Raw genomic sequence first — 13,689 nt, forward strand, 5'->3', positions numbered from 1 at the left:
GGGGGATCTACCATGACCCACGATGTCATCATCGCCGGCGCCGGCCCGAACGGCCTGATGCTGGCCTGCGAACTGGCGCTGGCCGGAGTCCGGCCGGTGGTGCTGGACCGGCTGGCCGAACGCTCGTCGGAGCAGAAGGCGAACGGGCTGGTCGGCCAGGTGATCCGGCTGCTGGACCACCGCGGCCTGTACGAGCGGCTCGGCGGCCCGGGCGCCCCGGCCCCGGTGCCCCGCTTCGTGTTCGGCGCGTTCCCGCTGGACCTCCGGGAGCTCGGCGGCAACCCGCTGTACGCCCTGCCGGTGCCGCAGCACCGGATCGAGCAGGCCCTGGCGGAGCGGGCCCGCGAACTCGGCGTGACCGTGCACCACGGCCGCGAGGTCACCGGCCTGACCCAGGACGAGGCGGGGGTGACCGTCGAGGTCCACGGACCGGACGGGCCGCAGCGGCTGCGCGCCCGCTACCTGGTCGGCGCCGACGGCGGCCGCAGCACCGTCCGCAAGCTGGCCGGGATCGGCTTCCCCGGGGTCACCTCGCCCGACCCCGTCGCGCGCATCGCCCACGTGCGCCCGCCCGAGGGGCTGCAGGTGCTCGACACCGGCGAGGTCCTGCTGCCCGGCTGCCCGACGCCGTTCCGCCCGTTCACCCACACCCGCACCGCGCACGGGGTGTTCGTGCTCGCCCCGATGAGCCCGGAACTGGCCATGATGGCCACCATGGAGTGGGACGGCCCGCCCGTCGACGAGACCGTGCCGGCCACGCTGGACGAACTGCGCGCCAGCGTCCGCCGGGTGACCGGCGCCGACCTGCCGCTCACCCCGGCCGGCACGCCCGGCGCGCACACCCCGCGCCGCCAGGTCGGGCACAACACCCGACTCGCCGAGCGCTACCGCGAGGGCCGGGTGCTGCTGGTCGGCGACGCCGCGCACGTGCACGCCGCCACCGGCGGTCCGGGCCTCAACCTCGGCCTCCAGGACGCCGCGAACCTCGGCTGGAAGCTGGCCGCCGACCTCCAGGGCTGGGCCCCGCCCGGCCTGCTGGACAGCTACCACCGCGAGCGGTACCCCGTCGGCGAACGGGTCTTCATGCACTCGCAGGCCCAGATGGCCCTGATGTCCCCGGGCCCGGCCGTCACCGCCCTGCGCGCCCTGTTCGGCGAACTGCTCGCGTACCAGGACAACCTCGGGCGGATCGCCGCGCTCATGGCGGGCAGCGACGTCCGGTACGACACCGACTGCCCGCACCCGCTCGCCGGCGGCTTCGCGCCGGACCTCCCGCTGACCACCGCCGCCGGCCCCACCCGGCTCGCCGAACTGGCCCGCGGCGGCCAGGCCCTGCTGCTCGACCTCGCGGGGGGCTCACCACGGCTCGCCGACCTCGCGGCCGGCTGGAAGGGCCGGGTGGACGTGCTCACGGCCGACTGCCCGCAACCGCCCGCCGGCGCGCTGCTGGTGCGCCCGGACGGCTACGTCGCCTGGGCCGCCGCTCCCGGGGAGGAGGATCCGGACGGGCTGCTACGCGCGCTGCACGCCTGGTTCGGCGAACCGGACTCCGCCCGCTGCTGAGCACCCGCACCCGGACGCCCCCCGGCCCCGGTCGGGGCGTCCGGGGCCGGGGGGAGAGAATGGACCGCATGTCCCCACGTCGCCCCGCGCCCCGCGCCGCCGCCTCCGCGCCCCGGCTGCTGCCCTCCTCCCCCTGCCCCTGCGGCCTGCCCGCCGCCTACGGCGACTGCTGCGGGCGGCTGCACCGCGGCCAGACGGCGGCCACCACCGCCGAGTCCCTGATGCGCTCGCGGTACAGCGCCTTCGCCGCCCAGGACGAGGCGTACCTGCTGCGCACCTGGCACCCGGACACCCGGCCCGCCGAGGTGGACTTCGACCCGGCGCTGCGCTGGACCGGCCTGGAGGTGGTGTCCACCACCGAGGGCGGCGCCTTCCACGCGGAGGGCACGGTCGCCTTCCGGGCGCACTGGACCGAGGGCCGCGAGCAGGGCGTGCTCACCGAGCACAGCCGGTTCGTCCGGCACGAGGGCGCCTGGGTGTACCTCGACGCACTCTCGCTCGGCTGACCCTCGGGGTCCTCGGGGTCCTCGGGGTCCTCGACGGGCGAACTCCTACAGGTAGTCGTCCAGCCGGCCGAGGGCGAAGCCCTGCGCGGTGACGTCGTTGACGACCTTGCGGAGCAGGTCCGGCATCGAGGCCTTCCAGAGGTCGACGCCCCGGAAGTGGGTGAGGATGATGTCGCCCGGGTGGAGCTTCCGGTCGTCGTAGCGCCACTCCATGTGGTCCGGGAAGGCCTCCTCGTTCCACAGCGGCACCGCCTGGACCCCGCAGGACGCCGCCGCGCGCAGCGTGTCGTCGTTGTACTCGCCGTACGGGGGCCGGAACAGCCGGGGGCGGACGCCGATCTGCTTCTCCAGCTGGTCCTGCTGACGGCAGATCTCGTCGCGCTGGGCCCCGTAGTCCAGGACCTTCAGGTTGCGGTGGTTGATGGTGTGGTTGTTGATCTCCACCCCCTGGGCGTGCAGGTCGCGGAAGTAGCCGTAGTTCTCGCGGGCCAGGTAGTCGGAGATGTAGGTGCTGAGCGGGATGCCGAGTTCGTCGGCCATCCGGGAGAACTCCGGGTCCTTCTCGGAGCCGTCGTCGACGGTGAGGAAGACCACCTTCTCGTCGGTCGGCACCCGGTAGACCACCGGCGGCCGCCCCTCCTTGAGCTTCACGCCCTGCGACTGGGCCAGCACCGGCCTGGTCGCCGGGCGTGGCGGCGCCTTCAGCGGCGGGGCCTCCAGACCCCATCGGTGCGCGGTCTCCAGGGCCGCCCCGGTTTCCGACTCCTGGCGGGCGATCGCCTCGGTGCCGGCCTCCTCCTCCTTGCGGGCCAGGCCCGGCAGCACCGGCAGCGCCTCGGGCGGGCGGCCGACCCCGTGTTCGACGACGGGCACGGCACCCGGCGCGGGCGGGACGACAGCCGGCCGCGCGGGGTCGACCGGCCCGGCACAGCCGGCGGCGACGGCGGAGAGGCAGACGGTGGCCAGCAGACCGGTCCGCACACCCGCCCGCACACCGGCGCCGCGTCCCTGAATTCCCCTCAAACCCGCATTAATGCGATGATTTGATGAACTGTTCATAGCAGCACTGCTCCCCCGCAGCGCACCCCCGCCAATCCCCTCGTCACCCGTACGGGGCAACGACGCGCCGGGCCCCTTGCCCTTCCTTTGCCGAACCGGCCGGGCACCCGAACCGGCCGGGCACCCGAGTCGACCGGGCACCCGCGCGAAAACCCGATTGCGGCCCGGGCCGGCGACCACCGATCATGCGCCCATGACCGACACCGCGCCCCGCACCGCCCGCCTCTGGTCCGTCGCCACGGCGGACGTCACTGCACCCGAGGCCCTGGCCCTGCTGCGCGAGTACTACTACGACGTGGCCAACCGCTACTACCGCCTGCACCGCGGCCGCGAAGGCACCCCCGAGGAACTGGAGTCGGGGCTGGCCGGCTCCCCCAGCGACGACCTCGCCGCACCGGACGGGCTCTTCCTGCTCGGCCACTACGACGGCGCGGCCCAGTCCTGCGCCGGGCTGCGCCGACGCGACGCCGACACCGTCGAGCTGACCCGGGTGTTCGTCCGCCCCGGCCTGCGCGGCACCGGCGGCGGCGCCCGGCTGCTCGCCGCCGTCGACGAGGCCGCCCGCTCGCTCGACGCCCGGCGGATCGTCCTCGACACCCGCCTCGACCTGGTCGAGGCCCGCGCGCTCTACACCCGCCACGGCTACCGCGAGATCCCCGCCTACAGCAGCGGCCCGTACGCCCAGGTCTGGTACGGCAAGGAGCTGGCCGGCTAACCCGCCTGCGTCAGGGCGGCCGCCAGCTCCGCCGTCGAGGGCGGGTTGGCGCCGGGGCGGGAGACGGTCAGCGCGGCGGCCGTCACCGCCTGGGTGAGGCAGCCGGCGAGGTCGGCGCCGGCCGCGCGGGCGTGCAGGAAAGCCGCCGTGAAAGAGTCCCCGGCGCCGACGGTGTCGGCGACCGGCACCGGAACGGCTGCGGCCCGCGCGTGCCCGCCCTCGGCGGTGAGCGCGAACGCGCCGCCGGCACCCAGGGTCACCGCGACCACGGCCGGGCCGAGGGCGAGCCAGCGGCGCGCGACCGCCTCCGCGTCCTCGCCGGGGTAGAGCCAGGCCAGGTCCTCGTCGCTCGCCTTGACCACGTCGCTCAGCGCCACGCAGCGCTCGACCCGCCGCACGGCCTGCGCCCGCTCGCCCATCAGCGCGGGGCGCACGTTCGGGTCGTAACTGATCTGCGCCCGGCCGCGCCACCGCTCGACCAGCGCCAGCACCGCCGCCGCGCCCGGGTCGGTGACCGCCCCGATCGAGCCGAGGTGGATCGCGCCCGGCGCTTCGGCGAGTTCGGTCGGCGGCAACGTCCACCCGATGTCGAAGGTGTAGCGCGCCCGCCCCTGTCCGTCGAGGCGCACCACGGCCGAGGGGGTCCGCGCCACCCCCGCGGCCCGGACCACCACCCCCGCCGACTCCAGGTGCGCCCGGATCAGCCGGCCGTTGGCGTCGTCCCCGAGCTGGGTGAGCAGGGTGGCGGGCCGCCCCAACCGGGCCAGGCCGTACGCGACGTTCGCGGGGCTGCCGCCGGGGTGGACGGTGTCCGGGGCGCCATCCGTGCGGACGACGTCGGCGACGCACTCGCCGATCACCAGAACGTGCGAATCGGGGCTGGTCACGGCGGCTCCTGGCATCCGGTACGCGGGCGTCGTCTCGGCCGCCAGCCTACGGGGTGCACCCGGGCATGAAGGACGGCCGCCGGACCTGGCCAGGTTCTCCGACGGCCGTGGCCTCGTCCGTCAGGGGGCGAAGCACTTCGAACGTTAGTCAGCGCGCGGCGGCCCCGCCATCGCTGTAGGCCGTCCGGGGGATGGCCTCATGTCGACAGCCGTCCGGGCGGCGGCGCCGGGCGGGTGCCCCGGTCCGCTAGGGTCCGTGCCCGGTGCGTCGCGCACGTACCGCCGGCCGGCCCCGCTGCTCACCGGGGCTCCCGAAGCCACGAGTCCCGAAGCCAGGCCCCCCGGGGCCACGACTCCCGAAGTGCGGTGATCGCCCTGTCCAGGCCCCGTCTCGGCCTCGTCCTCCCACTCGTGCTCAGTGCGGCGCTGCTGTCCGCCGGCACCAGGGCCGCCACCGCCGCGGACGGCCTCGGCGACCCGGTCTTCCCCTCGCTCGGCAACAGCGGGTACGACGCCCTCGCCTACGACCTGTCCTTCGACTACCGGGCCGTTACCCGCACCGTCGACGCGACCGCGGTGATCACCGCCCGGCCGTCCCGCACCCTGGCGCGCCTGGAGCTGGACGCGCTGGGCCTGACCGTGCGCGCCGTCCGGGTCGACGGGCGCCCGGCGGGGTTCGCCGCCCACGACGAGAAGCTGACCATCACCCCGGCCCGGCCCCTGCACCGCGGCACCACCGCGCGGCTGACCGTCGAGTACACCGCCGACCCGCGCGCCAGGCTCCCGCACACCGGCTGGGTCCCGACCCCGGACGGCTTCGCGGTGGCCGGCCAGCCGGACAGCGCGCACACCGTCTTCCCGTGCAACGACCACCCCAGCGACAAGGCCCGGTTCAGCATCGCCGTCACCGCGCCCGACGGCCTGCTGGGCGTCGCCAACGGGGAGTTGGCGCAGACCGAACGGCTCGGCGACGGCCGGACCACCCGGCGCTACGCCTCCCGCGAGCCGATGGCCACCGAGCTGGTGCAGGTCTCCGTCGGGAACTACACCGTCCGCGAGCGCACCGGCCCGCACGGCCTGCCGCTGCGCGACGTCGTCCCGACCGCCCGGGCCGCCGAACTCGAACCCGCCCTGGCTCTCACCGCCGACCAGCTGACCTGGGCCGAGCAGCACCTCGGGCCGTTCCCCTTCGAGACCTACGGCCTCCTGCCGGCCGACACCGACGACCCGGCCGCGTTCGGCTTCACCGGCCTGGAGACCCAGACCCTCACCCTCTACAAGCCGAACTTCCTGCGCCAGCCCGAGTCCGCGATCGGCTCGCACCAGATGCACGAGCTGGTGCACTCCTGGTTCGGCGACAGCGTCTCCCCCGCCAGCTGGGCGGACCTGTGGCTCAACGAGGGGCACGCCGACTACTACGCCCTGGTCTACCGCTACGAGCGCGGCTGGCCGGACGCCTGGGGCCACACCACCCTGGTCGACCGGATGCGGGCCCTCTACGGCCTCGGCGACCAGTGGCGGCACGACTCCGGACCGGTCGCCGCTCCCAGCGCCGCCAAGCTCTTCGACAGCCAGCGCTACACCGGCGGCGCGCTGGTGCTGTTCGCGCTGCGCGAGCGGGTCGGCGCCGAGGCCTTCGACCGGATCGAGCGCACCTTCCTGCGTGAGCACCGGTACGGCACCGCCAGCACCCAGGACTACCTGCGCACCGCCTCCGAGGTCTCCGGCCAGGACCTCTCCGGCTTCCTCACCGACTGGCTGTACGGGCTGCGCACCCCGCCGATGCCCGGCCACCCCGACTGGACGGTCACCCCGGTGACCTCGGACCCGGCGGCCGCCGCCCGCGGTGTCCCCACCGAGGCCCCGCACGGCTCCGGGACGCTCTGACCCACCGTCGCCCGGCCGGCCTGATCCGCGGTCCGGCCCGATCCGTGGTCCGCCGCCCCCTGCGTCCCACCCGTACGCCCCTGGCGCGCCGCATCGTGCGCCCGGACGCCCCGTGAGCGCCTCTGGCCGGACGGGCCCGACGGGGCCATCGTGGTGCCCACGGCCCGCCCGCCGCCCGGCCGAGTCCCGGCCGGCTCGCGGGCCGTCCAACGTCCCCGCGCCGGCCAGCCGAAAATCCCCGCGCCCGGAAGACAACCCGGAACACCGTCCAGCACGTTCATCAGCTGTGAGTAGGACACCACGATCGCGGCCCAGCAGGCCGCCACGGCTGACAGGGACGGCACGGACACCATGGCGGGGACGGCGGGATGAGGGATGGCACACCGGACTTCGAGGAGTTCGTCTCCGCCTGCGGCCCGAAGATGCTGCGGGTGGCCTGGCTGTTGACCGGCGACCCGCACCAGGCCGAGGATCTGCTGCAGACCGCGCTCGCCAAGGTCTGGCCCAAATGGGACCGGATCTCCATCGACCGGCCCGAGGCCTACCTGCGGAAGGTGCTGGTCAACTGCAACGTCTCCTGGTGGCGCCGCCGCTGGACCGGCGAACTGCCGCACGGCGAACTGCCGGAGCCGCCGCCGGCGAACGCGGACCCGTACGAAGGGGTGGTGCTCGGAGAGGTGGTCGCCCAGGCCGTCCGTGCCCTGCCGCCGCGCCAACGGGCCGTGGTGGTGCTGCGCTTCTTCGAGGACCTCAGCGTCGAGGAGACCGCCGAGGTCCTGGGCTGCAGCACCGGCACGGTCAAGAGCCAGACGCACCGCGCGCTCGCCGGCCTGCGCGGCCGGCTGCCGGCCCGGGAACTGCTGCTGGCGGGGGGACCTCGTGATCGGTACTGACCTGCTGGACCCGGACGACCCGAGGCCGGATGGCGGTGAGGGCGAGGACGAGCTGCGGATCCTGCTCCACCAGGCCGTACCGGAGCTCGCCACGCCCGAGGACCGGATGGAACGGGTGCGCGCCCGCGCCATCGGCACCCAACGCCGACGGCGGGCCGCCGGGCTCGGGGCCGGACTGACCGCCGGGCTGGTCGCCGCGGCGCTGGCCGCCGCGCCCGCGATCGCGCCCACGCCGGAGCGGGGGGTGGCGGCGGGGCCGAACATGGCGGCCGGACCGGCCGAGACGGTGCCGGGCGGGGAACCGCCCGCTCCGACGGCCGGCGCCGGCGCCAGCACGACACCGACCATGGTGCCGACGGCCAGGTCGCAGATCCACTTCACGTCGTACCCGAACCTGGCCCTCGACCTGCCGAGCGGCTGGTACAGCCAGGGCACCTTCAGCGGCGACCCCCGGAACGGCATCGGCTACCTGGCCAACGGGCCGATCGGCCCCGTGTCCCCCTGCCGGACGGCGGGCATCGCCTGCCCGTCCGACACGCTGTTGCCCGTCGGCGGCGCCCTCCTCACCCTCCGGTTGGTGGACCAACCGGACCTGGTCGGGAAGTTCACCACCTCATCGGCCGTCACCTCCGACATCGCGCTCGACAAGGAATGCCTCACGCTCGGCGGCACCCGTGAGCTCATCGGCCACCGGGCCGTCGCCCGGACCGGCACGCTGGTGCTGATCCAGCTGACGGCCTGCATGCGGGTGCCGTCGCACGTGACGATCCAGCAGGTGCAGCAGGTGCTGGACTCGATCCGGGCCGCCGAGGGGAGCAGTCCCTCGCCGACCACGACCCGCTGAGGACCGTCCGGGCCGCGCTGGCCGCCCCGCGTTCAGTGTCAGTGGCTCCTGCTAGCGTCCCGAGCACGATCAGAGAACGGGGGTCCTCTCATGGGTGGCGAGCGGCGACGGGCAGGTGCCGGGGGCTGCGACCGGTGGACGGCGCGGCGGAACGGCGAATGTGGCGTGGCGGCCCTGCACGGTGCGGACGCCCTGCCGATCACCGGCGGGCTGATACCCGGGGTCTGGTCGGTCTCCTCGGGTGCTGCCAGGCGGGCGTTCCACCGGTCCTGACGCGACCGGGACACGGCGGTGCGGGCCCGGCGGCCGTTGCCGGGCCCGCACCGGGCGGGTCAGTACCGGGCGGCTCAGTACCGCAGGACGGCCGCGATGTGGCCGCGGGCGTCGAGTTCGCCGGTGGGGACGAACTGCACCTTGGCTCCGGTGTCGAGGGCGCGCTCCACGATCTCGTCGACCATGTCCTCGCGGACGTCGGGCTCACCGGCCGCCGCCGGGACGAGGTGGTTGTCGGTCACCCGGACGGGCTGCCAGTAGTCCTCCTCCACCGCGACCACCGCGGCGCGGCCCTCGGCGACGGTCTGCCAGACCTCGTCGATGCCTGCGGCCAGGCCCTTCACACCCTGGGCCTGGTCGAGGCGCTCGTGCAGCTCGGTGACGGCCTTGCTGCCCTGCTCGGCGACCGTGGACCGGACGGCCTCGGCCACCGCGGCGGCGGCGGCATGGCCGAGGCCGCCGCGCGAGACCTGGGCGGTGGCCCGCTTGGCGGCGGTGCCGACCTCGTCGAGCAGGGAGATCGCGGCGGCCTCGCCGAGCACGTACAGCGGGCGGTTGTCGGCCTCCAGCACGGCGGCCAGAGCGGTGTCGGCCGAACGCAGGAAGCGGCGGGTCTCCTCGTCGCGGAAGGTGCTCGGTACGTCCCCGATCCGCTCCTTGCGCTCGACGTCCCAGTCCGGCGGGACCTGGTCGAGCGGGAAGGCGGCACTCGTGTGCTCGGCCAGGTGCGCCCCGCTGCCGCTGAACAGGGCGACCCGGTCGGCGGCGACGGTCAGCACCCAGTAGGGCGCACCGGCGGTGTAGGCGGAGACCAGGTTGCGGGTCAGGAAGGTCTCGGACAGCACGACCCGGGCGGGCACCGGGCGCGGCAGGGACCACACCTGGTGCTCGCCGGGGGCGGCGTAGATCACCAGGCCGTCCTCGGCGTGCACGAGGTCGACCTCGGTGAGCGCGCGGTCCAGCTGCTCGACGACGTCCAGCCGGTCGGCCCGGCTGACCGCCTCGTCGGCGTGCAGCCGGTTCTTCGCCTCGGCGACGAGGTTGCGCAGGCGGACCGGGTCCTGGGTGTTGTCGGGCTCGCTGCGGTGGGTGGGCAGCAGAACGGAGACGGCCGGGTAGCGCCGGGGGCGGCGCAGCTCGGCGAGGACGGCTGGCGTTAGCTCGGCTGCGTGCATCGGGTGCCCTTCGTGTCGCGGTGGGGGGTCCTGGTCGATGAGACCGACGTCGATGAGACCGAAAGTGTGGTGATTCAACCGATTTGCCGGAATCATTCCCGACCCCTCCCCATCCCACCGCCCTCCCACGCCTCCCGCCACCGGAAAAGGCCCGGGGCCCGGCAGCCCGTCCGGCGCCCGCGGTACCGCCGTTCGGCCGACCGGCCGTCACCGGGCTGCGGCTGTGCCACGGCCCCGGCCGCACGGCCACGGACGAGGGAATCCGCCGCCGCCCTCGTAACCCGCCCGGCGGATCGTCGTTGGACCCGCCATGAAGAAGCGCAGCATGCTCGCCGTCGCCTCGCTCGCCGTGGGTTTCGTGGCCTCGCTCACCGCACCGAGTGCGCACGCCAGTGCCGTCGGGGGGCAGGACGGAATGTCCGGGTCGCTGACCAGTGCGCCGGACGCGTTGCCGGGGCAGGTCGGGGACGCGGGCGGCGTGGTCGGGGAGGCGACCGGGTACGTGACGGGCTCGGCCGACGGACTGGTCGGTGTCACCCCCGCATAGCTCGCAGCAGCGCGGCGGTACGGCGTCAGGGCAGCTGGGCGCCGAGGTCCTGGGTCCAGTAGGTGCCGGCGGGGCCGGTGGCCAGACCGATGCCGACGTCCTTGAAGCCGCAGTCCAGCATGTTGGTCTGGTGGATGCCGCCGTCCATCCAGTGGGCGACCACCGTGGCGGGGGACGTCGGGCCCCGGTCGAGGTTCTCGCCCCACTGGGACCAGCGGTAGCCGACGGCGGTCAGCCGGGCGTCGGTGCGGACACCGTCCGGGTTGACGTGGTCGAAGAAGCCGCGGGCGACCATGTCGTCGGCGTGCTTCTGGGCGGCCGTGTGCAGTCGGGGGTCGATCCGCAGGGGGGCGCAGCCCACCTTGCCGCGTTCGGCGTTGACGAGGTCGACGAGTTGGCGCTCCGGGCTGGGCGGCGGCGGGGCCACCGACCGGGTGGCGGTGGGTGACGGCGTGGCCGTCGCCGTCTCGCTGGGGGTCGGCGTGGGCGTGGCCGCCAGGGTGACCGGGGCGGAGGCCGGGGTCGCGGTGGGCACCGGGGCGGCGGGAGCGGCGGCCGGGGTGGTGGGTTCGGGGGCCGCCTCCAGCGGGGTTTCGGCGGGGTGCGACCAGACCAGGGCGAGGGTGGTGACGGTCACCACCGCCACCGCACCGCTCGCCAGGACGGCCTTGCGCGCGGCCGTCCCGGCCCAGCCGCCATGGGTGCTCGCGGCGGTCGGGACGGCGGTGGCCGCGGTGTGCTGGAAGTGCAGCAGCGCGGGCGAGCCGAGCGGGATCGGCACCAGGGAGAGGCCGGCCAACAGCCCTTCGGCGGGGAAGAGATCGCGGCCGAGGCGGTCGCAGGTGGCGCAGCCGCGGATGTGGCGGGCGATGCGCTTGCGCCACACGGAGTTGGGGGTGCCGTCGAAACCGGTGGTGACGTCGGCGAGTTCGGGGCAGCGAGGGTAGGCGCCGAGGGCGCGGACGACGATCCGGCCGGCTTCGAGCTGCTTCTTCATCCGCTGCACGCGGACGGCGGTGTGCTGCGGGGTCAGGTCGAGGGCTTCGGCCAGTTCGGCGCGGGTGAGTTCGCCGCTGGCCTCCAGCCACCAGAGGGCGAGGAGTTCGCGGTCGTCGGGGTCGAGCCAGCGGGTGGCCTCGGCGACTTCCCGGCGCTGGCCGGAGAGGCCGAGGCGCAGGACGGTGAGGTCGGTGAAGTCGGCCCTGGGGTCGGCGAGTTCCCAGGTCTCGTCGAGGCCGCCGACGGTGGGCTGCTGCTGGCCTGCGGCGTGGCGGCGACGGATCTGGTTCATGGTGATGGCGACCAGCCAGGAGCGGAAGGACTCCGGCTCGCGCAGCCCGTCCAGGCCGTCCAGGGCGCGGATCATGGTCTCCTGGGCGACGTCGTCGACGTCGGCGTGACCGTCCAGGGCGCGCCCGGCGACGTTGTAGACGAGCGGCAGCCAGGCGGCGACCAGCGCCTCCTGGGCCTGCCGGTCGCCCGCCTGGGCCGCGCGTACCAGGGTGGTCCCGGTCCTGTTCTGCACGTCAGCGTTCATGGTCCGCACTCCGTCTTGCCGTGTTCCGTCCGCCGCTGCCTCCTCGGAGACCTGTGGTGAGTGATCAGATAACAACAATTTGCGCGGAATCGGAAAACGGGCCCTGCCGGAGGGCCGGTCAGGCCGGGGCGGCGAAGACCTGGGTCCACCAGGGGCCGCCGGAACCGGTCCGCACACCGACCCCGAGCTGCTTGAACGCGCAGTTCAGGATGTTCGCACGGTGACCGGGGCTGTTCATCCAGGACTCCATCACCGCGGCCGGGTCCTTCTGGCCGCGGGCGATGTTCTCGCCCCAGGTGCTCCAGCGGTAGCCGGTCGCCTCGATGCGGTGGTCGGCGTGGTCTCCGTCGGGGCTGGCGTGGTCGAAGTAGTTGCGGTCCGCCATGTCGTCGCTGTGCGACTGGGCGGCGCTGGCCAGCCGGGGCTCGGCGCTGACCGGGCCGCAGCCGGCCTTGGCGCGTTCGACGTTGACCAGGTCGACGACCTGCTGGGCGGAGGAGGGCGCGGCGCCGCCGCCGACCGGGGTGGGCACCGAGGCGCTCGTAGGGGCCCCGGTGCGCTGCGCGGCGGCCGGGGTGCCGGTGGGCTTGGCGGGAACGGGAGCGGTCACGGGCGTGCTCGGGCCCGGCTTCCCGGTGGCCGTCGGGGTCGGCGTCGCCCTCGCGGTCGCCGGGGCTGTCGGGGACGCCGGGGCGGCGGGGGTGGTCGCGGCGGCACTGGCCGGAGCCGACGCCGGGTCGGTGGCGGCCGAGGTGGCCGGGGTGGCCGGCGGCGCGGCGACGTCGGGGCCCGCTCCCCCGGCGCCGGGGACCTGGATGCCGTCGTGGGTGCCGGCCTCGGCGGCTATCAGGGCGGCGTCCGCCGCCATCGCCTGGCCGGTGGTGTCCCGGTCGGCCTGCTTGCCGCCGTAGGCCGCGTAGCCGGCGCCGACCAGGGCGGCAAGCAGTCCGGTGCCGGCCACGGCGGCGGCGACGGCGGCGACCGGACCGACCGGACCGCGCCGTCGGGCCCGGCGGCCCCGACCTCCGGGGCGTTCCGTGTGCCGCTGGGCGGCCCGGCGCGCGGCGCGGCCGCCGGGTCGGCCGGAGGCTCCGCTCCGTGCACCGCTCTCGGCACCGATCGCCGGGAGGATGGTCGTCCTGTCGTCGCTGTTCACGTGCCCACGCTTTCTGTCCGGGTCGGCGGGTCGGGTGCCGACACCTGGGAGACCGCCCGGCGGCGCGCCGATAACAGAAAGTCCGAACGAATGTCCGGCGGCAGGATCACGGGCCCGGCCGCGACCGCACCCGGGGCCCGCTCCCAGGGCACGACCTCAGGCCGCCCGGACACGGGTCACGGGGCGTCCGGGGCCATGTCGTAGGTGACGAACATGGTCCGGGTGGCGACCTGGTCGTACTTGCTGCGGGCGCGGTGGTTGTCGTCGGCGGTGATCCAGCGGACGGTGTTCCAGCCGCGCTCGGCGGCGATCGCCCGCAGCCGGGCCAGCAGCTGGTCCACCGCTCCGCCGCCGCGCGCCTCGGGCGCGACGAACAGGTCGTCGAGGAAGCCGCCGACGGCGCCGTGCAGGGGGCGGGCGAAGGGGCGGTAGTGGGCGAGCCCGACCGGCGTGCCGTCGCCGTCGCGGACCAGCAGGCCCTCCAGTTCGTGGTCCGGGTCGTGGAGCCAGGACCAGACCAGTTCGGCCTTCTCCTCCGGCATCGGCACCCGGTAGAACGCGCAGTAGCCACGGAAGAGTTCGCGCCAGGCGGGGTAGTCGGCGCGCGCCGGCGCGCCGACGCGCCAGCGGGGGGTGGTGGGGAACTC

At 75.1% G+C, this 13,689-nt stretch carries 13 protein-coding genes; 7 read left to right on the forward strand and 6 right to left on the reverse strand.

Going from position 1 to position 13,689, the window contains the following annotated elements:
* Positions 1-12: 12 nt before the first annotated feature.
* Positions 13-1,563, forward strand: coding sequence for an FAD-dependent monooxygenase (locus ACFWPT_RS22300; protein ID WP_380483689.1), 1,551 nt, complete (start codon positions 13-15; stop codon positions 1,561-1,563).
* A 68-nt stretch (positions 1,564-1,631) separates the two neighbouring features.
* Positions 1,632-2,069, forward strand: coding sequence for a YchJ family metal-binding protein (locus ACFWPT_RS22305; RefSeq protein ID WP_363372996.1), 438 nt, complete (start codon positions 1,632-1,634; stop codon positions 2,067-2,069).
* Positions 2,070-2,114: 45 nt separating this feature from the next.
* Here the strand turns inward: ACFWPT_RS22305 and ACFWPT_RS22310 are convergent, their stop codons facing one another.
* Complete coding sequence (locus ACFWPT_RS22310) at positions 2,115-3,092, reverse strand: polysaccharide deacetylase family protein (RefSeq protein ID WP_380483692.1); 978 nt, start codon at positions 3,090-3,092, stop codon at positions 2,115-2,117.
* A 229-nt stretch (positions 3,093-3,321) separates the two neighbouring features.
* Between ACFWPT_RS22310 and ACFWPT_RS22315 the strand changes: the two genes are divergently transcribed.
* The gene (locus ACFWPT_RS22315; RefSeq protein ID WP_380483694.1) at positions 3,322-3,843 is read left to right on the forward strand and encodes a GNAT family N-acetyltransferase; all 522 of its coding nucleotides are present in this window, start codon (positions 3,322-3,324) and stop codon (positions 3,841-3,843) included.
* Here the strand turns inward: ACFWPT_RS22315 and ACFWPT_RS22320 are convergent.
* Positions 3,840-4,730: a carbohydrate kinase gene (locus tag ACFWPT_RS22320; protein ID WP_380483696.1), complete on the reverse strand. Its 891-nt coding sequence runs from the start codon at positions 4,728-4,730 to the stop codon at positions 3,840-3,842. The genes ACFWPT_RS22315 and ACFWPT_RS22320 overlap by 4 nt on opposite strands.
* A gap of 366 nt (positions 4,731-5,096) precedes the next feature.
* Here ACFWPT_RS22320 and ACFWPT_RS22325 point away from each other — a divergent pair, with 366 nt between their 5' ends.
* The 3 genes from ACFWPT_RS22325 to ACFWPT_RS22335 all read left to right on the forward strand — a co-directional run bounded on the left by ACFWPT_RS22325 (position 5,097) and on the right by ACFWPT_RS22335 (position 8,354).
* Positions 5,097-6,617 carry a M1 family metallopeptidase gene (locus tag ACFWPT_RS22325; protein ID WP_380483698.1) on the forward strand — a complete coding sequence of 507 codons (1,521 nt, stop codon included), beginning with the start codon at positions 5,097-5,099 and terminating at the stop codon, positions 6,615-6,617.
* 368 nt (positions 6,618-6,985) lie between these two features.
* The gene (locus ACFWPT_RS22330) at positions 6,986-7,510 is read left to right on the forward strand and encodes a SigE family RNA polymerase sigma factor (RefSeq protein ID WP_380380212.1); all 525 of its coding nucleotides are present in this window, start codon (positions 6,986-6,988) and stop codon (positions 7,508-7,510) included.
* On the forward strand, positions 7,497-8,354 hold the full coding sequence (locus tag ACFWPT_RS22335) for a hypothetical protein (RefSeq protein WP_380483700.1): 858 nt from the start codon (positions 7,497-7,499) through the stop codon (positions 8,352-8,354). Before ACFWPT_RS22330 ends, ACFWPT_RS22335 begins: the two co-directional genes overlap by 14 nt.
* Before the next feature lie 347 nt (positions 8,355-8,701).
* Here the strand turns inward: ACFWPT_RS22335 and ACFWPT_RS22340 are convergent, their stop codons facing one another.
* On the reverse strand, positions 8,702-9,802 hold the full coding sequence (locus ACFWPT_RS22340; protein WP_063346065.1) for a hypothetical protein: 1,101 nt from the start codon (positions 9,800-9,802) through the stop codon (positions 8,702-8,704).
* Positions 9,803-10,112: 310 nt separating this feature from the next.
* On the opposite strand from ACFWPT_RS22340, the gene ACFWPT_RS22345 reads away from it, so the two are divergent.
* Positions 10,113-10,349 carry a hypothetical protein gene (locus tag ACFWPT_RS22345; protein WP_063346066.1) on the forward strand — a complete coding sequence of 79 codons (237 nt, stop codon included), beginning with the start codon at positions 10,113-10,115 and terminating at the stop codon, positions 10,347-10,349.
* A 25-nt stretch (positions 10,350-10,374) separates the two neighbouring features.
* Here the strand turns inward: ACFWPT_RS22345 and ACFWPT_RS22350 are convergent, their stop codons facing one another.
* The 3 genes from ACFWPT_RS22350 to ACFWPT_RS22360 all read right to left on the reverse strand — a co-directional run.
* Positions 10,375-11,886 (reverse strand): sigma-70 family RNA polymerase sigma factor, encoded by a 1,512-nt coding sequence (locus ACFWPT_RS22350; RefSeq protein ID WP_380483702.1) that lies wholly within the window; start codon positions 11,884-11,886, stop codon positions 10,375-10,377.
* Between the two features lie 118 nt (positions 11,887-12,004).
* Entirely contained in the window at positions 12,005-13,042 is a 1,038-nt protein-coding gene (locus ACFWPT_RS22355) for a CAP domain-containing protein (protein WP_380380218.1), read from the reverse strand.
* Between the two features lie 176 nt (positions 13,043-13,218).
* A partial coding sequence (locus ACFWPT_RS22360) for a GNAT family N-acetyltransferase (RefSeq protein WP_380483704.1) occupies positions 13,219-13,689 on the reverse strand: 471 nt, incomplete at its 5' end.

The organism is Kitasatospora sp. NPDC058478 (genome assembly GCF_042720345.1).
Taxonomy (GTDB): domain Bacteria; phylum Actinomycetota; class Actinomycetes; order Streptomycetales; family Streptomycetaceae; genus Kitasatospora.

What these genes read in the sequence shown, in the direction of transcription:
- ACFWPT_RS22305 (WP_363372996.1), top strand. Translation starts at nt 1,632, where the DNA reads ATGTCCCCACGTCGCCCCGCGCCCCGCGCCGCCGCCTCCGCGCCCCGG.
- ACFWPT_RS22340 (WP_063346065.1), bottom strand. Translation starts at nt 9,802, where the DNA reads ATGCACGCAGCCGAGCTAACGCCAGCCGTCCTCGCCGAGCTGCGCCGC.
- ACFWPT_RS22315 (WP_380483694.1), top strand. Translation starts at nt 3,322, where the DNA reads ATGACCGACACCGCGCCCCGCACCGCCCGCCTCTGGTCCGTCGCCACG.
- ACFWPT_RS22345 (WP_063346066.1), top strand. Translation starts at nt 10,113, where the DNA reads ATGAAGAAGCGCAGCATGCTCGCCGTCGCCTCGCTCGCCGTGGGTTTC.
- ACFWPT_RS22330 (WP_380380212.1), top strand. Translation starts at nt 6,986, where the DNA reads ATGAGGGATGGCACACCGGACTTCGAGGAGTTCGTCTCCGCCTGCGGC.
- ACFWPT_RS22350 (WP_380483702.1), bottom strand. Translation starts at nt 11,886, where the DNA reads ATGAACGCTGACGTGCAGAACAGGACCGGGACCACCCTGGTACGCGCG.
- ACFWPT_RS22300 (WP_380483689.1), top strand. Translation starts at nt 13, where the DNA reads ATGACCCACGATGTCATCATCGCCGGCGCCGGCCCGAACGGCCTGATG.